This is a genomic window from Acidovorax sp. GW821-FHT10A04 (genome assembly GCF_059415825.1).
This window is the reverse complement of the sequence record NZ_JBWKNZ010000001.1, coordinates 290,959-309,603: the sequence shown is the minus strand read 5'-3', so window position 1 is coordinate 309,603 and position 18,645 is coordinate 290,959. Positions and strand designations below refer to the sequence as shown.

Annotated in this window: 17 protein-coding genes; 11 read left to right on the top strand and 6 right to left on the bottom strand. The window is 63.9% G+C overall.

What is annotated here, in order from left to right; genetic code table 11:
- The first annotated feature begins 209 nt into the window (after positions 1 to 209).
- The 6 genes from AC07PF_RS01485 (at position 210) to AC07PF_RS01460 (ending at position 6,246) form a co-directional block, all read left to right on the top strand.
- Positions 210 to 488: a DNA-binding protein gene (locus AC07PF_RS01485; RefSeq protein ID WP_494610618.1), complete on the top strand. Its 279-nt coding sequence runs from the start codon at positions 210 to 212 to the stop codon at positions 486 to 488.
- 230 nt (positions 489 to 718) lie between these two features.
- Positions 719 to 1,384, top strand: a complete 666-nt coding sequence (locus AC07PF_RS01480) for a Tn7 transposase TnsA N-terminal domain-containing protein (RefSeq protein ID WP_494610617.1) — start codon at positions 719 to 721, stop codon at positions 1,382 to 1,384.
- Entirely contained in the window at positions 1,344 to 3,323 is a 1,980-nt protein-coding gene (locus AC07PF_RS01475; RefSeq protein ID WP_494610616.1) for a TnsB C-terminal domain-containing protein, read from the top strand. Before AC07PF_RS01480 ends, AC07PF_RS01475 begins: the two co-directional genes overlap by 41 nt.
- Before the next feature lie 3 nt (positions 3,324 to 3,326).
- Positions 3,327 to 4,235, top strand: coding sequence for a TniB family NTP-binding protein (locus tag AC07PF_RS01470; RefSeq protein WP_494610615.1), 909 nt, complete (start codon positions 3,327 to 3,329; stop codon positions 4,233 to 4,235).
- Entirely contained in the window at positions 4,235 to 5,230 is a 996-nt protein-coding gene (locus AC07PF_RS01465) for a TniQ family protein (RefSeq protein ID WP_494610614.1), read from the top strand. Before AC07PF_RS01470 ends, AC07PF_RS01465 begins: the two co-directional genes overlap by 1 nt.
- Positions 5,227 to 6,246: a TniQ family protein gene (locus AC07PF_RS01460; protein ID WP_494610613.1), complete on the top strand. Its 1,020-nt coding sequence runs from the start codon at positions 5,227 to 5,229 to the stop codon at positions 6,244 to 6,246. Before AC07PF_RS01465 ends, AC07PF_RS01460 begins: the two co-directional genes overlap by 4 nt.
- Before the next feature lie 402 nt (positions 6,247 to 6,648).
- On the opposite strand, the gene AC07PF_RS01455 is transcribed toward AC07PF_RS01460, so the two are convergent.
- From AC07PF_RS01455 to AC07PF_RS01445, 3 genes are read right to left on the bottom strand one after another with little or no spacing between them, the layout of a single operon-like run.
- The gene (locus tag AC07PF_RS01455; protein WP_494610612.1) at positions 6,649 to 7,230 is read right to left on the bottom strand and encodes a VOC family protein; all 582 of its coding nucleotides are present in this window, start codon (positions 7,228 to 7,230) and stop codon (positions 6,649 to 6,651) included.
- A 30-nt stretch (positions 7,231 to 7,260) separates the two neighbouring features.
- Positions 7,261 to 8,100, bottom strand: a complete 840-nt coding sequence (locus tag AC07PF_RS01450; protein ID WP_494610611.1) for a fumarylacetoacetate hydrolase family protein — start codon at positions 8,098 to 8,100, stop codon at positions 7,261 to 7,263.
- 10 nt (positions 8,101 to 8,110) lie between these two features.
- The gene (locus AC07PF_RS01445) at positions 8,111 to 8,464 is read right to left on the bottom strand and encodes a putative antibiotic biosynthesis monooxygenase (protein ID WP_494610610.1); all 354 of its coding nucleotides are present in this window, start codon (positions 8,462 to 8,464) and stop codon (positions 8,111 to 8,113) included.
- Positions 8,465 to 8,696: 232 nt separating this feature from the next.
- Here AC07PF_RS01445 and AC07PF_RS01440 point away from each other — a divergent pair, with 232 nt between their 5' ends.
- Positions 8,697 to 10,322 carry an FAD-dependent monooxygenase gene (locus AC07PF_RS01440; RefSeq protein WP_494610609.1) on the top strand — a complete coding sequence of 542 codons (1,626 nt, stop codon included), beginning with the start codon at positions 8,697 to 8,699 and terminating at the stop codon, positions 10,320 to 10,322.
- An 81-nt stretch (positions 10,323 to 10,403) separates the two neighbouring features.
- Here the strand turns inward: AC07PF_RS01440 and AC07PF_RS01435 are convergent, their stop codons facing one another.
- Positions 10,404 to 11,453 (bottom strand): porin, encoded by a 1,050-nt coding sequence (locus AC07PF_RS01435; RefSeq protein WP_494610608.1) that lies wholly within the window; start codon positions 11,451 to 11,453, stop codon positions 10,404 to 10,406.
- 246 nt (positions 11,454 to 11,699) lie between these two features.
- On the opposite strand from AC07PF_RS01435, the gene AC07PF_RS01430 reads away from it, so the two are divergent.
- From AC07PF_RS01430 to AC07PF_RS01415, 4 genes are all read left to right on the top strand, one after another.
- The gene (locus AC07PF_RS01430) at positions 11,700 to 12,737 is read left to right on the top strand and encodes an amidohydrolase family protein (RefSeq protein ID WP_007854035.1); all 1,038 of its coding nucleotides are present in this window, start codon (positions 11,700 to 11,702) and stop codon (positions 12,735 to 12,737) included.
- 122 nt (positions 12,738 to 12,859) lie between these two features.
- Positions 12,860 to 13,765: a LysR substrate-binding domain-containing protein gene (locus AC07PF_RS01425; RefSeq protein ID WP_035203285.1), complete on the top strand. Its 906-nt coding sequence runs from the start codon at positions 12,860 to 12,862 to the stop codon at positions 13,763 to 13,765.
- Positions 13,766 to 13,917: 152 nt separating this feature from the next.
- Positions 13,918 to 14,817, top strand: coding sequence for an alpha/beta hydrolase (locus AC07PF_RS01420; RefSeq protein ID WP_494610607.1), 900 nt, complete (start codon positions 13,918 to 13,920; stop codon positions 14,815 to 14,817).
- The gene (locus tag AC07PF_RS01415) at positions 14,814 to 15,809 is read left to right on the top strand and encodes a tripartite tricarboxylate transporter substrate binding protein (protein WP_007854041.1); all 996 of its coding nucleotides are present in this window, start codon (positions 14,814 to 14,816) and stop codon (positions 15,807 to 15,809) included. Before AC07PF_RS01420 ends, AC07PF_RS01415 begins: the two co-directional genes overlap by 4 nt.
- A 145-nt stretch (positions 15,810 to 15,954) precedes the next feature.
- On the opposite strand, the gene AC07PF_RS01410 is transcribed toward AC07PF_RS01415, so the two are convergent.
- The gene (locus tag AC07PF_RS01410; RefSeq protein WP_494610606.1) at positions 15,955 to 17,415 is read right to left on the bottom strand and encodes an aldehyde dehydrogenase family protein; all 1,461 of its coding nucleotides are present in this window, start codon (positions 17,413 to 17,415) and stop codon (positions 15,955 to 15,957) included.
- A 42-nt stretch (positions 17,416 to 17,457) separates the two neighbouring features.
- Entirely contained in the window at positions 17,458 to 18,561 is a 1,104-nt protein-coding gene (locus AC07PF_RS01405; RefSeq protein WP_494610605.1) for an iron-containing alcohol dehydrogenase, read from the bottom strand.
- Positions 18,562 to 18,645 lie beyond the last annotated feature (84 nt).

The following is an 18,645-nucleotide window of genomic DNA, read 5'->3' as shown; positions in this document are numbered from 1 at the left end:
TGCAATGTTTGGTCTGGTGGGCCTACCCCTTCCACGGGATGAACTTTTTGTGGTTCGCATACAGGCACTGGAAGTGGAAAGCGAGCAATTTTCCCGCTCCTCGGCAGTAGCGAGCGTGGGGCGAAACCGGATAGCCACGTCGAGAAAATGCGGATAGGCGAATTTCACGCCGTCTTGTCTGCTACGCAACAAAAAACAACAATCAGCGGATGGAAAAGCAACCCGGTTTGGCCGAGCAAAAGAGGAATGGCGCGCGGACCTCAGACTCGTTGGCGCAGACGCCAATTGATCTCCCCTGCCCTGTCGCAACTGAGGCGCAGGTGCGCGCTGAATTCGTTGAGTCAGGTACTACGGTAGCGGAATGGGCACGCGTGCGAGGCTTCAGCGCGTCGCTGACACGAATGGTGCTGGCAGGGAAGCGAAAGTGTCTGCGCGGCCAATCGCACGAGATTGCAGTCGCGCTCAGGCTAAAGGCCGGCAGTCGATAAATCGAGCGGTCTTGGCCAGATCAGAAATCTACTAGAAGGAGCTCCAACACCCAGAAAAACGAAAACCGACCACCCTTTCGAATGATCGGCGTTCGCCGGCAGCCGCAGAAGCGTCACCTAGGGTTTCCAGTCCTTGCCGGTGAATTTACTCCTGTGACTGTCGCGGCGTCAAGCCGCGGGCGCAACAATTTTGTTGCGCGCTGGGCTAGCTCAACCCAACAGGAGTATTTATGACGCGCAAAGTCGTCACCCGCAACCCACATCGCGAGGTCGGCGTTATCAACGCAGGCTGGCTCTTAGACCATCCAGTCGAGCACGAATCTCACCTGGAACGACGCTTTGTTATTTCTGCCCTGGCGTGCCCTGTCGTCAAAGACATCGTGCATCAGCCGATCGAGCTGAAATTGATGGACGGAACGAAGCAGGAAAGCTACACGCCCGACTTCAAGATCGTCTTCAGAGATGGTGGGGATTTGATCGTTGAGGTCAAGCCGAAGGTCTTCATAGCAAAGCATGAAGACAAGTTCAAACGCGCTGAAGAACGCCTGCGCGCGGACGGCTACCGCTTCCTCGTCATCACTGACGAAATGATCGATGGCCAGGCGCTTGCGGCGCGAGCGCTGCTGCTGATGCGGTACGGACGTTTGCGGTTCACCGACGAGCAGGCGCTGGAGTGCTTGCGCGAGATGCGCATGCGGTGCGACGGAAACGCTTCAGTCAAAAAGTTGGTTGAGGCGGGCTTGTCAGAGGCATTGATATGGAACCTAGTGGCACGGCACGAGTGTCGGGTACCAACCGACTTCGTCGTCCACCCAGAACAAGTTGTTTGCATCGGACCAGTGGAAGGAGACAACCATGATTACTTTAAGTCGTGGTTTGGTGCTTCGCCACGGTGAGCGGCAACTGGAGTTTGAACGTGACTTGGGCGACGGCCGTGTGCAGTTCAAGTACTTGGACAACTTCGAAGTTGTCACATTCAAAGTCAGTCAATTGATAAAGGAGATCTATGCTCGGAAGTACGTACCGACATCGGTGCCACCATCGTCGGATTGTCGCGAGGATAGCTACAGCGCATTGCCCGTAAGCTGGACACCAAGGCAGCTACAACTGATCGAGTTCCGCTTGCGGTTTGTCAAGGGTGTGCTCAACACCCCTGTCAGGAGCTTTTCCCGTAGTCAGTGCGAAATCGTGGCGGGCAAGGTCTGGTCGGCAATCGTTGACGAAGCGATCAAAAAGGAACAAAAGCCACCGTTTAAACCTCCATCAGGTGCCACCGTTGAGGTATGGACCCGGAAATTTCTGGCTTCGGAACAGAACCCGTATGTTCTTGTGGACCGGCGGGAGTTCACCGTTCGACCGAAGCGAATCCAAGTGGATACCGAGTGCATAGTCGATCTACTGATTGCAAAACGCTATCTGTCGCTGAGGGGCCCATCGGTCAAGCAGGTTACTTCCGAAATTCGAGAGGCTGTGAAGCAGCACAACCGTGCAAAGGGAACGACGTTGCAGTGCCCGTCGGAAAGGACAATTAATCGACGGGTAGAGCAGATTCCTCAGTACATCCGGGATGTCAAACGTGTGGGGGTCGAGTATGCGCGGAACAAGTGGCGATACAGCCTCAAGGGAGATCAGAGCTCGCGAATCATGGAGCGGGTCGAGGTTGACCACACAATCCTTGATATCTGGGTCATTGATCCGAGGACGGGAGTTCCCTTGGGCCGACCATGGATCACGCTACTTATTGACCGCTACTCTGGCTACTTGCTCGGCCTCTACATCAGTTTTTACGGCCCTTCATCAGCAACAGTCGCGCGCGCTCTTCAAGTCTCGATCCTCCCGAAAGACGATTGGGTTGAAACTCTCGAAAACCATCCTTTGCGTTGGACCGCGATGGGCGTTCCTGAGCTTATCGTCGTCGACAACGGCTTGGAGTTTCATGCCGCAAACTTCAAGCGTATTGGTTGGGAGTTGCGCTGCGACTTGATATTCAACCCGGTGCGTCAGCCGTGGTTTAAAGCGGCAATTGAACGCGCGATCAAAGAGTCGAATCGGGCACTGCCTATGCATGGGCGTGTCCACTCTGCCATCGACAATGCTATTGCGCCAGACCCTTACCTCACTGCAGCAGTCGTTTTTGACGACCTGTGCACATGTCTTGTGGAGTGGGCTTCCCAGACGTATCCCCTGCAGATCCATCCAAAGACGCTGTGTCGTCCGTGGGATCTCTGGGAAGAAGGGCGTCTATCCAGTCCTCCTGCAATGTTGCCAACGCAGTTGAATGGACTGGAAATTTTGTGCGGACTGGCGGCATCTCGGCGTGTTGATGGTGATGGGGTGTTCTTTCAGTACCTCAGGTTTAACTCGGTTGAGCTTCAGGACTACCGACGCCAAAACCGAGGTTCCTTTCAGGCTGAAATTCGCTTCAATCCGGACGACCTTAGCAGCATCTATGTGAATCTCCCAAAGGCCAAGTCTTGGCTCAACGTTCCATTGCAACGGCCTCTATTCAATGACGGCTACGGCTTGTCACTGGTGCAGCTGCAGATCATTCGCCAAGAACTCGGAAGGCGCTTGACTCGCGCAAATGCTTACGAAGAAATGGAGAAGTCGATATTGCGGCTCCAGGCAAGTTGGGAGGATGCAACTAAGCGAGGGCTCCGCGTGCGCAAGCACTCTGCACTCGTCCGTCTTCAAGGGTTGACCTCGGTGCCCATGGAACCCTCTCGACCGCAACCAACCATGACAACAGATGTCCCCCTTCAGGTCAGCCAAGTGATGCTGACGAAGCTCCCTGAAGTAATGCCATTCCGCTCTTTCTCACTTGAGGACAACTGACTTATGAACGATTCATTGCCCGATTTTTCCGGTCGTAGATCAACGGAGGTACTCAAAGTGGGCGAACAGGTGCTTAACGTGGTGGTCGATCATCAAGCATTTCAAAGAATACGGGATGCTTGTCGAGACTTGATCCACACCATGAGGACCCTTCGCTCCCCCAGCGGTATTTTGATCATGGCGGAGCCAGGCATGGGAAAGACGTTGTTGCTGGATCTCATCAACCGAGAGTTCTCAAAGCCTTCCGCGCTTGAAGAAAGCTGCTTGCGAATAGCTTTGGATGATGCCGTTGACCAACGAGGCATTGCAGCTGCGATGACCATGGCGTTGGGGTTCCCTGCATTGCCCTCGCGTCCCACTCTCGTGGCTTTGAATCACATGACCACGATTGCTCTGCAACGCCGCCGTCCATCTGCTTTGTTGATTGATGAGATGCAGCATCTTTGCGAAGGAAGTAAGGACATCACTGCCAGAGCAGCCACAGACTGGTTGAAAGTCCGGATGGACATGTTCAATTTACCTGTGATTGGCGCAGGAACCAGAGTCCTGGAGCGGCTTTGGCTCTTGAATCCTCAGTTTACAAGCCGCGCATCGGCGTCTTTTGTGATCCATCCACTGGCGTTCGATGACCATTGGCGGGCTCTCCTAGGAGGATTTGCTGAAGGTGTTAAGGCGGTGGATTTGTCGATAGTGAACACAGATGCTTGCCGACCTTTGCATATCGCCACTAGTGGCAACATGCGATTGCTCAAGCGGATTCTTACCTATGCGTGCATGCACGCTGCAGCCCAGCCAAACAAGGTGGTGACACTCGAGTCTCTCTCCAAGGGGCTTCGCGATGCGAAGGGCGACATTGCTGATCAGAACGATCCCTTTGCGCGCCGCAAGCCTGGCGATGGAAAGGCACAGTGATGAACAGGCCCAAGGGATTGCAGCACGAGGCAAGCCGCTTTTGGGCTGCCCGACCGCCTTTGCCGAACGAAAGCTGTGCATCGTGGCTTCAACGCCTCTGCGGTGATCACCAGTACTCATTTGCGGTATTCACAAGAGTGGTGCGATTTCGACCGCAGCAGTTCGATTGGGATCGTCCGCTGCCGACCACTGAATGGCGCCGTGCTTTGAGAATGGCGGGGATCGAGCGCACTGATATCCCAGCTTCTATGGACTGGCTGCCAGTGCTTTCGTCTGAGTCGGGAGAGAAGAACCTCATGTATCGCCACAACGGAGCTCCCTGCTATCGATGGTGCGGGGCGTGCTTTGAGGAAGACCAAACTCCATACCTCCGCTGGTACTGGCGCCTCGCCCATGTGCGGGAGTGCTGGATTCACGGATCGCCGCTTAATCAGGAATGCGGCGTGTGCTCCTACCCGTTCATTGTCGACAAGGCTAGATTGACTGGTCGTTCGGCGCTGTCGCTCGCTGAATGTCCGAAGTGCGGCTGTTCTCTTGCCGCGGTGAACAGTAGAAATTTTGACTACAACCGCAGTGTGCAGCGAAGGCTTCGCGAAGCTCTTGCTCCAGTGTGGAGGGGCGAAGTCGTTGAGCAAGTGGATCTGACTCGAGTCGTCCCTTTTTATGTAGCTGCGCTGCCAGTCCATAGAGCGCGCCCTGACGTCTCCAGGTCAACTCGGGAAACGCGTCAGCCGGTGAGTGCATCAGAAATGAGGGCTCGGGCCAGAAGTGATGAAAACATGGTACGGCTTCGCGAGATTTATGAGCGTGAGAGAGGTTGGACACTCAACTCAGACAGTTTTTCTTCTGAGGGTAAATCGCCTTCCAGGACTCGGCCACCGTGGCACTGGCGGCTCTCTTCAAAGCGACGTATGCAGTTGGCCGAGCTGCTTTGGCGGATTCGTGGCGAACTCCGCGCCGCTCCCCTCTATCCAAGGGAGAGGCGCTCGCTATGAATCCCCTGCAGCCATCGTTGATCGAGGAATCACCTATCTACCCGCTGCAAGATGAGATATGGAGTGGTGAGTCTGGGCAGGGGTACGCGCTACGAATGAGCAGCGGCAATGGTATTGGAGGACTGGTGCACGTCAAACACATGCTGGGCAAGAACCGGTTTCACACGCTGAGTGCCCAAGATGCGCCTCGACTGGCTGAGTGGTTTGGAGCGAGTGTTGAGCGGCTCGAGCTCGCGCTTGAGCGCGTTCAGGCGCAGCGTCGAGTGAATGGCTGCTCGTACATGGGTCATGGCCTAGGCCGTAGCTACTTTCTCAATCGCTTTTACCCAAGGGTGTGCCCGGATTGCCTGCAGGAATTTGGGTACTGCCGGGCTGCATGGGACTTCTCCCTTGCGGTTGCTTGTGTAGTGCACAAGCGGCTATTGATCGACTGTTGCCCTGCGTGCGCTCGAGGTCTCAACTGGCATCGTCCGGGCGTTGGCGTTTGCGACTGTGGCTATCCTTGGGCAGCCGTAGACATGCTCGAAGAGCCAACGTCTTGGGAGCTTACTCTCGCTCAATGGATTGATAGCCGCATGGACGATGGACACCGACGATCTGTAGCCAATGTCAAATCCATGGCTCAGAACTACGAAGTTGGTTATCCGCTGGCTCCGCTTATGGCGGGATTGAGTCTCGACGGACTTTTCAGGATGACCTACGCGCTAGCAACCGCATACAGCTACACCCCAGACTCGCAAGATCACAAGCGGATTCGAGGCGCTCTGCCTAAGGCTCGGCAGACTATTGAATGGTCAGGAAGCATCGGACTCAGGCTGGCACGACGTGAGCATTTGACCCTGGCCCGTCGGCCATCCGTCTTGCTTGATCTACTCGGAGAGGCTGCTATGGGTGCGAATACGGTCTCACCTGACTCCAGCTCGGCGCAATCATTGTTGGAGGCCTTGCTTGTCCACTCCCCTGCTTCCAGATGGACTGCAAAGCACTCGTCGTTAGCGCAGATGGTGCTTTTCTAGTCCCTTTGCAGGCCAGTGCGACTTCGTGTGAAGAGCTATGCCGGAGAGTGTGCAATTTCGTGTCCGCAAAAACTAGGATTTGATGGCGCAAATACCTCACCGACGAATGTTGAGTGGCGCGGGCACCGCAAGTCACAGGGCGCGTTTTGGGGAGCCACTAGAAAAATCAACGACTTAGCAGAGCTGCGTCGCGAGAGTTAACAGTCGTTCCGCACATCCGGTTGTGCGGAACGCGGCCGTGGAGCCGCCCCGAGCAGAGGGTGTTTGTAACTAATTGTGAATAAATTCAGACCACTGTGCGAGGGTGCCAAGCCGCCAGGCCGCCAGGGCCAGAGTCGACTGGCGAAAAAAAGGGCCCGCAAAAAGGGGCCCGAATCCTTGGAGGTGCCAATGGTTCGCGGGTTAGCCCATCAGGGTACCGCGGATGTCAGAGACCGGCAGGTGCTCCCTGCGCGGCAGCAGGTCGGCTTCTGCTGTTCCCATGTTCAGGCGCGCGAGGTAGACCTCGGGGTCGAATTCCACGCCGATCGGGTTGGTTTCGAAGTGGGGGCCGTTCATGAAGCCGTTGGCTTCGTCGTTGGTCGTGAAGCAGTCGGCCTGGAATTCCATCTGGTTGCCATCGGGGTCGGCGTAGTAGATGGAGACCGTCACGCCATGGTGGATGCACCAGTACGGCAGAACACCCCGGGCCTTGAGTTCGGCGTACTTGGCGATCAGCTCGGTGAGGCTCTGGAAGCCATAGGCCACATGGTCCACGCCAGGCTGGCCGCGCGGCACACGGTCCTGGGACTCGCCCTTGATGATGCCCAGGTTGAGCAGCGCGACGCGGTGGTGCTCCTCGTCGTAGGTGACGAAGGCGATCACCGGGTTCTGGTACTGGACATGGCCGCCGAACACGGTCACGTACCACTGCAGCATTTGCTCGAAGCGGTAGGTGCGGTACACGACGTGGGCGAACGAGCGGGGGCGGATGGTATCGGTCATGGACAACTCCTGAATCTGGGACGCGCGGGTTCAGATCACCCGCTGTGTCTGGGTACCGAGCGGACCGGCGGACAGCGCCATCATGTCGCCGCGGCGCAGGAACACGGGATTGGGTTTCATGCCCAGGCCCACACCTTCGGGCGTGCCGGTGATCACCACGTCGCCTGGCAGCAGCGTCATGAACTGGCTCAGGTGCGAGATCACCTCGGCCACGCCGAAGATCATGTCGGAGGTGTTGCTGCGCTGGCGCAGCTCGCCGTTGACCCTGAGTTCCAGGGGGATGGCCTGCGGATCGGGCAGTTCGTCGGCGGTGACCAGCCAGGGACCGATCGGGCCGAAGCCGTCGAAGCTCTTGCCCTTGCCCCACTGGCCGCCGCGCTTGATCTGCCAGTCGCGCTCGGACACGTCGTTGGCCAGGCAGTAGCCGGCCACGTGCGAGAGCGCGCGCTCCACCGGCACCTGCCGCGCCAGCGTGCCGATCACGAACGCCAGCTCGATTTCCCAATCGCCGGCCTCCGATCCTGGGGGCAGGGTGATGTCGTCGTTGGGCCCGGCGATCGAGGTCAGGGCCTTGTTGAAGACCACCGGCTCCTTGGGGATGTCCATGCCAGCCTCCTGCGCATGCTTGCGGTAGTTGAGGCCGATGGCGACGAACTGGCGGATGCCGGCCACCGGCACGCCGAGCCGCGTGCCCGCGGGCACCAGGGGCATGCGGGCGAGGTCGATCGCCGCCAGCGCACCGAGCTTCTCGGGCGACAGCCATTCGGGGGTGAAATCAGCGACCAGAAGAGACAGGTCGCGGACATGGCCGGCGGCGTCGAGCGCGCCGGGTTTTTCCTGGCCGGGCAGGCCATGGCGTAGCAGCTTCATGGGATGGACTTCAGTAGGGGGTTGGGGGGGCGCTGGCCACGAACTCGATGTGGCTGATGCTGCCGTCGAACATGGAGACAGCCTCGGCCACCTGGGGGCGCAGTTGGCGGCGCTCTTCGGATGCCAGCATGCGTTCCAGGTCGGCGCGGCAGGCAAAGGTCACCAGCACCTGGCAGGCGATGGCGGGCGGGGAGTCCTCCAGGTTGCGGGGCCACAGTGCGTACACGCCATGCACACCGGGCATGGCCGCGAGGCCCGGCACCAGCACCTCTTGCATGTGCTGCTGGAAGCGTGTTTCGGCACCGGCCTTGACCCGGCCAGTCCAGAACGCGGAACGTATCCACGGGGTTGTCTCGGCTGTCACGGCCATCTCCTTTGTTGTGGGCGCATCGTAGGACTGACGACACCGCCGCGGGAGATGGAAAAAAGCGCCTGTCGATGCCGCCCGTGAATCAACTTGGCGCCACCGATGGCCGGGTGATCGAAACCAGCTATCAATGCCACGCGTGCGGCATCTGTTGGCGCACGGGCTTGGTTCCTACGATCCCGACTCGCAAAGCGGCGACAGCTGCGCCAACCAAGCCAAGGATGACAACATGAATCAACCCCTCCGCACCACGCCGCGTGTTCTGATCGTCGGTGCAGGCCCCACCGGACTGGCCCTGGCCATCGAGCTGGGCCACCGCTCCATCCCCTGCCTGGTCATCGAGCGCAATGCCCGGGTCGGCCATGCGCCGCGCGCCAAGACCACCAATGTGCGCACGCGCGAGCACCTGCGGCGCTGGGGCATTGCCGACAAGCTGCGCCAGGCCTCGCCGCTGGGCGTGGACTACCCCTCCAACGTGCTCTTCGTGACGCGGCTGGCCGGCCATGAGCTGGCCCGCTTCGAGAACGCGATGTACTGCGCGCCCGGCAAGAACCCGATGTATTCCGAGCATGCCCAGTGGATCCCGCAGTACACGGTGGAGGAGGTGCTGCGCGAGCACGCCGCCTCGCTGCCGGGCGTGGAGATCCGCTTCAACTGCGAGTTGCTGGGCTTCGAGCAGGGCGATACCGTGGCCGCCCGGGTCAAGGACCTCGACGGCGGCGGCGAGTCCGTGATCGTGGCCGACTTCCTGGTGGGCGCGGACGGCGCACGCAGCGCCGTGCGCGACGCCATCGGCGCGAAGATGGAGGGCAGCTACGGGCTCTCGCGCAACTACAACGTGGTGTTTCGCGCGCCCGGGCTGGACAAGGCCCACCGCCATGGCCCGGCCATCATGTACTGGCAGGTCAACACCGATGTGCCCAGCCTGATCGGCCCCATGGACACCGGGGATCGCTGGTTCTTCATGCCCACCGCGGTGTCCGATGGCGTCAAGTTCCGCGCCGCCGACGCCGCGCCGCTGATCCGCCGTGCCACCGGGATCGATCTGCCCTACGAGATCCTCAGTTCCGACGAATGGGTGGCGAGCAAGCTGCTGGCCGACCGCTACCGCCAGGGGCGCGTGTTCCTGGCGGGCGATGCCTGCCACCTGCACCCGCCCTTCGGCGGCTACGGCATGAACATGGGCATTGCCGACGGCGTGGACCTGGGCTGGAAGCTGGCTGCCGTGCTGCAGGGCTGGGGAGGCCCCCGGCTGCTAGACAGCTATGAGGCCGAGCGCCGCCCGGTGCACCAGTTCGTGATGGACGAGGCCACGGCCAACCACTCGACGCTGAGCAACCAGCTGGTGCAAGATGGGCTGGAGGACGACTCCGCCGCGGGCACGCAGGCGCGGGCTGCCATTGGTGCGCGCATCATGGCCGCCAAGCTGCGCGAGTTCAACACCCTGGGCGTGGTCAAGGGTTATCGCTATGTGGCTTCGCCCATCATCGCCAGCGAGGAAGGGCCCGAGCCCGAGGCCGACTTCCTCAACTACCTGCCGTCGGCGCGCCCCGGCAGCATCGCCCCCCATGCCTGGCTGCACGACGGGCGCTCGCTCTACGACACCTTTGGCAGCGGCTTCACCTGGCTGGTGACCGATGGGTCCGAGGATGCTGCCACGGAGCAGGTCCAGGCCGCGGCGCGGGCCTGCCAACTGCCACTGACCGTGGTGCGCGCGCCAAAAGGTTCCGTGGCAGCACTCTATGGTGCGCGCCACGTGCTGGTGCGTCCGGACCAGCACGTGGCCTGGCGCGGGGATGGCGTGCCCGCGGACCTGGTGGCGATGCTGGCACGGGTGAGCGGGCGCAGCAGCTGATTCCCGAGGCCCGCTGCCGGCAGCGGGCGCACAAGAAAAAAGCCGCAACACGGTCCGTGTTGCGGCGTTTTGCATGGAGGCTCAGAACGTGTGCATCATGCCGATGTTGATGGCCGTGGCGTTCTGACCAGCCACCGGACCGTTGGGGCCCAGGGCTCCTTGCTCGGCCAGCGCGGGGCCCATGCGGTAGGCGGCCAGGCCCTTGTTCGACAGGCGGGCCACGTTCGCGAACAGCATGGTGCGCTTGGACAGCGAATGCCAGTAGCCCACACCCAGGGACGATGCATCCGCGTTGCGAGCATCCTTGTGCACGTAAGAGGCCTTGATCTGCCCCACGCCGACGGGGATCGACACGCCGAGCAGGTAGCCATCGACGTTGGGCAGTCCGGCCACGTGGTTGGTCTGGGCCTGCGCGTGGAGCTTGACCACCGAGAAGTCGTAGGAGGCCGCCACGGACGTGGTGCGGCTGGAGACCGGGCCTCCAGGGCGGCCCACGGTGGCCCCATCGACGCGGCTTTGCTCCACATAGGCCCCGACGTACAGCGGTGCGCTGTCGTAGTCCACGCTCAGGGCACTGGCCTTGCCGACGGCCTGGCCTTCGCCCAGCGCATGGTAGAAGCGGGCCGAGACATCGCCCAGCTTGGGCGAGATGTACTGCAGCGCGTTGTCGTAGCGCAGGGTGTAGCCGCGCGCCACCTGCAGCACATAGGGCTGGCCGCCCGGCCCGAAGCGCAGGAACGGGTCCGCACGCAGCGACTGCCACAGCCCTGGCGCCCACTGGCTGCCCAGCTGCAGCGAGCCCATCGTGGGGCTGCTCAGGCCCACGTACGACTCGCGGCTAAAGAACTTGGTGCCGTCGGTGACCGCGCCCGTGTCCGCCTGGAAGCCCGATTCCAGCTTGAAGTAGGCACGGTTGCCGCCGCCCAGGTCCTCGCTGCCGCGCACGCCCCACAGGGATGCATCGGTGGTCAGCACGTTCAGGCGCGACGCGGCGCGCGTGGGCGTGGAGCCATAGCTGAAGTGCTCGACACCGACATTGATGCGGCCGTACAGCGTGACGCTCGATTGGGCGTGGGTGTAAAACGGAACGGTGGCAGCAACGGCTGCCACGGCAAGCATGGATTTTTTCACTTTGTCTCCTGATGGGTTGTCAGTCGCCGCATGGGGTTGCGAGCAACTGGGCCCCGAAGATAGGGAGCGAAGAAGTTCCGCAACAGATGACGGAATCGTCGGTTCGATAGCGTTGGCGCATCTCTCGGGGCCGGCCCTGCGCAGGCGGCGTGGAGCGATCCAGAATCCGTGGCGCATGCGCGTTTTTGTGATCTACCGGGCAGCAGTCCGGGTCGCTTAAAGTGCCTGCAGGAGACGACGAGACCCATGACCACGACTGCAAAACCCACCAAGATCGATATCTACAACCACGTCATGCCCCCCGCCTACCTGGAGCTGGTGAACCGGCATGGCAAGGAGCCCGGCATGGTCCGGCGCATGAATTCCCTGCGCATGCTCTGGGACATGGAGGCACGTGTGAAGATGCTGGACCAGTGGCCCGAAGTCCGGCAGGTCATCACCTGTGCGGTGCCGTCGCCGGAAATGCTGGGCGGGCCCGATGTCTCCCCGGGCTACGCGCGGGTGGCCAACGAAGGCATGGCCGAAATTTGCCGCCAGTGGCCGCACAAGTTTCCGGCCTTTGTGGCCTCGCTGCCCATGAACAATCCTGCGGCCGCGCTCGACGAGATGGACTATGCGATCGAGGTCCTCGGCGCCAAGGGCGTGCAGATCCTGACCAGCGTCAACGGCAGCGCGCTGGACCGGCCGGAGCTGTTCGAGGTCTTCGAGCGTGTGACCACAAAGCACGGCATGCCGGTGTGGATGCATCCCACGCGGCCAGCCAGCCGGGCCGACTACCCCGACGAGGACAAGTCCCAGTACGAGATCTGGCAGGTGCTGGGCTGGCCGGTGGAGACCAGCGTCGCCATGGCCCGCATGGTGTTCTCGGGGCTGCTCGAAAAGCTGCCCGGGCTGCGCCTGATCACGCACCACTGCGGTGGCATGCTGCCGTACTTTTCCGGGCGTGCCGAAACGCTGTGGGCCCAGCTGGGCAGCCGCAGCATCGACGGGTCGGACGCCGACGCGCTCAAACGCCTGTCCAAGCCGCCGATCGAGTACTTCAAGATGTTCTACGGTGACACCGTGCTCGGTGGGTCCAGTTCTGCGCTGCGCTGCGGCCTGGATTTCTTCGGCGCCGACCACGTGGTGTTTGCCAGCGATTGTCCGTTCGATCCCGAGGGCGGACCCATGTTCATCCGCGAGGGCATCCGCTCCATCGAAGACCTGGACCTCGACGAGAAGGACGCGCGCAAGCTGTACTTCGGCAACGCGTACAAGCTGCTCGGGATGCACGGCGACTGCTGAACGCGTTGCCGCCATCGGGCCGATGGTGCGGGATTCCCCGGATGCCTGGCGCACGAGGGAGGGCCGATAATTTTCGGCTTTCTCCCTCTTTTACATAGCGCATCCCACGCCAAACTCCGCCAGTGAAGTTCAATTCGATTCGTGATTTTCTGGCAGTGGCAGAGCGTGGAAGTTTGCGTGCCGCAGCGCGCCAGCTGGGGCTGGCGCAGCCGGCCATGACGCGCAGTATCCAGGAGCTGGAAAAGGAACTCGGTGCGGTGCTGTTCGAGCGCCGTGCGAAAGGCGTGCAGTTGACGCCCATGGGCGAAGTATTCCTGCGGCGTGCGAAGGCCGTGCGCAGCGAGTTCCGACGTGCCCAGGAAGAAATCGAACAGCTGCAAGGCGCGACCCATGGGCACATCCGCATGTGCCTCTCGAGCGTTGCCCATATGGCCTTGCTTCCCAATGCCCTGGGGCCGTTCAGGCAGGCCTTCCCCAAGGTGACCCTGGACCTGTTCGACGCCGTGCTGCCGCGGGTGGAGCTGGAGCTCACGGGCGGGACGATGGACTTCTACATCGGCCCGATCCTCGGGGAAGTTTCCGGCGAGTTGACGGTGGAAAAGCTGTTCGACAATGAGCGCGTCATCCTGGGGCGCAAGGGGCACCCGCTGTCATCCGCGAGGTCCTTGCGGGACCTCGTGGGCGCAGAATGGGTCAGCACCTCGGTGACGCACCGTGCCGAAGACGAGCTCTCCCCCCTGTTCAAGCAACACGACCTGCCCGCCCCCAGGCTGGTCGTGCAGGGCCACTCCGCGCTGACCTTCTTTTTCACGGTGGCGCATTCCGACCTGCTGACGATGCTGCCCCAGCAGTGGGCGCAGGTGCCCCTGTTCAAGGGGTTTCTGCAGAAGATCGATGTGCAGGAGTCGCTGGCTGCGCCGCCGATCTGCATCGTGCGCCGCACCGGCCTTCCGCTCACGCCCGCGGCCGAGTACTTCTGCGACATGATCCGCCGGGCCGCACTGCACATGGACACCGTGGTGCCTTGAGGCCGCAGGGCCCGCTGCGATGCAATCGCAGCATCGGTTTCTCATCTTTCTCATCTGTCCGTTGTTTCCCTGAGGCATTACGCTGCGCGTTCGGTGGGTGGATATGCACCCGGGCATGGCCCCACAGAAGCATTTCAACGGAGACAAAAAGCATGAATACCTCATCGTTCCAACCCGGCCCTGCCGCCAAGGTCGCGGGCGACCTGACCGGGCGCGTGCGGCTGCCCGGCAGCAGCAATAGCCGTCCCCCGCTGCCCCTGGTGGTCGCCCTGCATGGCGGCACCTACACCTCGCGCTACTTCGACATTCCCGGCGCATCGCTGCTGGACCGGGCCGTGGCCAACGGCATCCCCGTGGTGGCGCTGGACCGCCCAGGCTACGGCGGCAGCCCGGCCCTGCCCGCAGCGCAGAGCACCGTGAAGGGCCAGGCCACCTACCTGCTCAAGGTGCTGGAAGACTGCTGGCAGCGCTATGGCGAGGGCACGCGCGGCATCTTCCTGATCGGCCACTCCATCGGCGGCGCCATCACCGCCAGCCTCGCCGCCGAGGCGGCCAGTGCAGCGCCCGCCTTCCCGCTGCTGGGCATTGCGCTGTCGGGCATGTGCCTCAAAACCCCGCCCGAGCACAAGCCGCTGTGGGAGAGCCTGCCCGACACTCCCACCGTGGAGATGCCCGGCCCCGTCAAGGTGCAGATGATGTTCGGCCCGGCGGGCAGCTACCATCCGGCCATGGTCGAGGCCAGCCAGGCGGCCGATGCGCCAGCGCCCAAGGCCGAGCTGGTGGACATCGTCAGCACCTGGACGGACAACGCGCCCGCCACGCTCGCGGCCATCCGCGTGCCGGTGCACTACCGCCAGTCGGCGCAGGACCCGCTGTGGATCATGGGCGCCGACGAGGTTGCGGGCTTTGCCCGAGCGCTGGCGCACTCGCCGCGCGTCGATGCCGCCATGGTGCAGCAGACCGGCCACTGCATGGACTTTCACCACTATGGCCACACGCTGCAGCTGCAGCAGCTGGCGTTTGCCCTGCAGTGCGCATGCGAGGCCGCATGACGACGCCACTGCGCAGAAGACAGCTGCTCGCCTGCCTGGCGGCGCCCGGCCTGCTCGGTACCGGCCTGCACGCTGCCGCGCAGGCCCGCGCCGCGTTCCCGGCCCGGGCCGTGACCCTGGTCGTGCCGTTCACGCCCGGCAGCGGCAGCGACACCATTGCCCGCCTGATCGGCCCGCACCTGGCTGCCAAATGGGGCCAACCCGTGGTGGTGGACAACAAGCCCGGGGCCAGCGGCGCCATGGGTGCGCAGGCCGTGGCCCGGGCCGAGCCCGACGGCCACACCCTGCTCATGGCCATCAACACCCACACCATGACGCCCGCGGTGCAGGCGAGCCAGCCCTACGATGCGGCACGCGACTTCGCCGCCGTGGCCAAGCTGGCCGAGGCCAACTTCGTGCTCGCGGTGAACCCGGCCCTGCCGGTGCAGGACGTGGCTTCGCTGGTCGCGCTGGCCAAGGGCCGGCCGGGCAAGCTCAACTACGCCACGCCGGGCAATGGCACGCCGCACCACCTGGCCATGGAGCTGTTCAAGGCAGACCAGGGGGTCTTCGTGGTCCACGTGCCCTACCGCGGCATCGCCAATGCCACGACCGACCTGATCAGCGGGCAGGTGGACATGATGTTCGGTTCCGTGCCTTCGCTGCGCACGCAGATCCAGGCGGGGCGCGTCAAGGCGCTGGCCGTGACCGGCGAAAAGCGCAGCGATCTGCTGCCGGCGGTGCGCACCTTCCGCGAGCAGGGCTTTCCCGCCATGGACGCGGTGGACGCCTGGTACGCGGTGCTGGCACCGGCTCGCACCCCGGCCGACCTGGTGCAGCGCCTGAACCGCGACTTCGTCGAGGCGATGAACCGTGCCGATGTGCAGGCCGAGCTGGCCAAGCAGGGCCTGCGCGTGAGCACGGGCACCCCGGCCCAGATGGGCGCGCTGATCAACACCGACATCGCCCGCTGGAAGGGCGTGGTAAAGCGCGCGGGAATCACGGCCGACTGACGCATGCGCCGGAGCGTCGATCGGGATGCCAAGCCAGTCGGCCCGCGCCGGCTGGCTTTTCCTTTGTGCCGCCGTTGGTGCCTAGCAGAAAGGGAAAGGCCCTGGATGCCGGTCTGCATCCAGGGCCTGGGGCATGCGCAGGGTGTCACACCGGGTACTGCAGCGCACCCTGGGTCAAGGTGGTCAGGCGCACCTCGGTGAAGTCCTCGATGGCGTAGTGGCCCGAGCGCCCCCAGCCGCTGTCCTTGACGCCGCCGTTGGGCATGGCCGGCTCGCCGGCCATGGTGGCGCCATTGATGTGCACCATGCCGCAATCGAAGCGCTCCGCCAATGCCAGGCCGCGCTGCGCATCGCGCGTGAGGATGCCGGCACACAGGCCGTAGGGCGTGGCCAGCGCCTCGGCCATGGCCTGCTCGGCGTTGTCCACGGGCTGCACGATCAGCACCGGGCCGAAGGTCTCCTCGCAGCTCACCGGGGCCGTTGCCGGCACGTCCACCAGGATGGTGGGCTCGTACACGCGGCCGTTGGCACGCCCGCCGGTCACCACGCGGGCGCCCAGGGCCACGGCTTCGTCCACGCGCTGGCGCACCTGGGCCAGGGCCCGGTCGTTGATGAGCGGGCCGATCACGGTGCCGGGCGCTGCCGGATCGCCCAGGGGCAGCGACCGCGTCTTGGCCGCCAGCTTCTCCACGAAGGCGTCGGCGATGCTGCGGTCGACCAGCACCTTGCGCGTGTTCATGCAGATCTGCCCCTGGTGGAAGAAGGCGCCGAAGGCCGTGGTGTTCACCGCCAGGTCCAGGTCGGCATCGTCCAGCACCAGCAGAGGGTTGTAGCCGCCCAGCTCCAGCACGATGCGCTTGAGCGCGCGGCCCGCACGCTCGGCCAGCATGCGGCCCGTGGCCGAGGATCCGGTGAAGTTGATGCTGCGCACGTGCGGGCTCTCGAAGAACGCGTCGGCGATCGGACCGGCGTCACCGGGGCCGTGCGTCACCACGTTGAAGGTGCCCGCAGGGAAGCCGGCCTCCTCGAGCACTTCGGCCAGCACCAGCCCGGCGGACAGGGGTGCCTCTTCCGAGGGCTTGAGCACCATGGTGTTGCCGAAGGCCATGGGCAGCACCACGGTGCGCCAGGCCAGGCAGAAGGCGCCGTTCCAGGGGGCGAAGCCGGCCACCACGCCCAGGGGCTTGCGCACGGCCATCGCGAAGCGCCCGGGCGTGTCGCTGCGCAGCACGTCGCCCGCAGGCCGGTAGCCCCAGCCCGCGGCCTGGCGTAGCAGGTCGACGGACCAGCGGATCTGAAAGCGCGCAAAGCCCGAGGCGGTGCCGGTCTCGGCCGCCAGCAGGCGCACGAAGTCCTCGGCGCGGCGCTCCACGATGTCGGCCGCTGCCAGGAACAGGCGCTGGCGTTGCCCTGGCGGCATCGCGGCCCAGGCGGGGAAGGCGGCGTGCGCGGCGTCGATGGCCGCCTGCGCATGCTGCCGCGTGCCGGCGGCCACCTGTGCCACGACCTCGTCCGTGAACGGATTGCGGTCGGGGAAGGTGGCTGTGTCGGGGGCGCTCCAGCGCCCTGCGATGAAGTGGGTGGTGTGGTCGATCAAGGGGGGCATGGGGTCGTGTCTCCGGTTCTGGGTGTGTCGTGTTCGGTGGCGTCAAAAGAGCAGCGTGGCTGCCATTGCGCGGTACTCGTCGGCGCTGGGCGCGTAGGCCGCACTGCGGTTGAAGGGGCTGGTGGCCATGGCCTGGACCAGGCCGTCCGGGTCCGACACCCGGTAGCCGGCGCGGCCCAGGTGCGCGGGCAGGTCCAGCGCGGCATTCAGCTCGCGCAGGGCCGGGGCGATGTCGAAGCGCGAGCGCAGTCCCAGCGCCTGGGCCAGGCGGTCGGACTTGGCCGGCACCTTGTCGGCGGCGATGGCCATGGCCTCGGGCAGGGCGGCCGCCACCATCATCCCGTGGTGCAGGCGCTGGTCGCCGCAGGCAAGGGCAATGGCATGTGCGGGCCCCAGGCCCTTGTGGATGGCTACCCCGCCCGCGAACGAGGCCACCATGAGCTCCTGGCGCGCCGCATCGGCCTCGGGCTGCAGCGCGGCCAGCACATGGCCGTAGGCGCGCGCCAGACCGTCGAGCGCGATGGCGTCCACCAGCGGGTGCGGCGGGTCGGCGAGAAAGCCTTCCAGGCAGTGCGCCAGTGCGTCCATGCCCGTGGCGGCCACCAGCCGCGGCGGCAGGCTGCGCACCAGTTGCGGGTCGCTGATCACCGAGCGCGGCACGAGGAAGGGGCTGCGCGTGCCGATGGCGCGGGTGCCCGCATCGGGGTGCAGGCCGGTGGCGGGCGAGCTTTCGCTGCCGGTGCCGATGGTGGTGGGCACCACCAGCAACGGCGCCACCCCGGGGCCAATGCGATCGGGCCGGCCCAGCAGGCCGCGCGCGCCGTCGGCAGGGGCTTGCACCAGCGCCGCGACGATCTTGGCCGTGTCGATGACCGAGCCGCCGCCCAGCGCGACGATGCCATCGCAGCCTGACGCCTGGTAGACGGCAAAGGCCTGGTCCGCATCGCGGCAGGTCGGGTCCTCGGCGGCGAGCAGGTGGCATGCGGTGCCGGCCGGCAGAAAGGCCGCCACCGTCTCCAGCACGCCGGCCCGTGCCAGCCCCTCGTCGCTCAGCAGCAGGGGGCGCGCCATGCGCAGCAGCGCAAGCTCGCCGGGCAGGCCAGAGAGGCTGCCGGGACCGAGGATCCAGCGGGGCAGGGGCAGCACGGCGGGGTGATGGGAAGGCGAAGGCACGGCGGTCATGTCGCTGCATCGTAGGCAGCCACAGCGCTGCGCAGAAGATGGCTTTTT

Bases quoted from the DNA above. Each gene is read 5' to 3' on its own strand.
- AC07PF_RS01485 (WP_494610618.1), top strand. From the start codon at position 210: ATGGAAAAGCAACCCGGTTTGGCCGAGCAAAAGAGGAATGGCGCGCGG.
- AC07PF_RS01480 (WP_494610617.1), top strand. From the start codon at position 719: ATGACGCGCAAAGTCGTCACCCGCAACCCACATCGCGAGGTCGGCGTT.
- AC07PF_RS01475 (WP_494610616.1), top strand. From the start codon at position 1,344: ATGATTACTTTAAGTCGTGGTTTGGTGCTTCGCCACGGTGAGCGGCAA.
- AC07PF_RS01470 (WP_494610615.1), top strand. From the start codon at position 3,327: ATGAACGATTCATTGCCCGATTTTTCCGGTCGTAGATCAACGGAGGTA.
- AC07PF_RS01465 (WP_494610614.1), top strand. From the start codon at position 4,235: ATGAACAGGCCCAAGGGATTGCAGCACGAGGCAAGCCGCTTTTGGGCT.
- AC07PF_RS01460 (WP_494610613.1), top strand. From the start codon at position 5,227: ATGAATCCCCTGCAGCCATCGTTGATCGAGGAATCACCTATCTACCCG.
- AC07PF_RS01455 (WP_494610612.1), bottom strand. From the start codon at position 7,230: ATGACCGATACCATCCGCCCCCGCTCGTTCGCCCACGTCGTGTACCGC.
- AC07PF_RS01450 (WP_494610611.1), bottom strand. From the start codon at position 8,100: ATGAAGCTGCTACGCCATGGCCTGCCCGGCCAGGAAAAACCCGGCGCG.
- AC07PF_RS01440 (WP_494610609.1), top strand. From the start codon at position 8,697: ATGAATCAACCCCTCCGCACCACGCCGCGTGTTCTGATCGTCGGTGCA.
- AC07PF_RS01430 (WP_007854035.1), top strand. From the start codon at position 11,700: ATGACCACGACTGCAAAACCCACCAAGATCGATATCTACAACCACGTC.
- AC07PF_RS01420 (WP_494610607.1), top strand. From the start codon at position 13,918: ATGAATACCTCATCGTTCCAACCCGGCCCTGCCGCCAAGGTCGCGGGC.
- AC07PF_RS01415 (WP_007854041.1), top strand. From the start codon at position 14,814: ATGACGACGCCACTGCGCAGAAGACAGCTGCTCGCCTGCCTGGCGGCG.
- AC07PF_RS01410 (WP_494610606.1), bottom strand. From the start codon at position 17,415: ATGCCCCCCTTGATCGACCACACCACCCACTTCATCGCAGGGCGCTGG.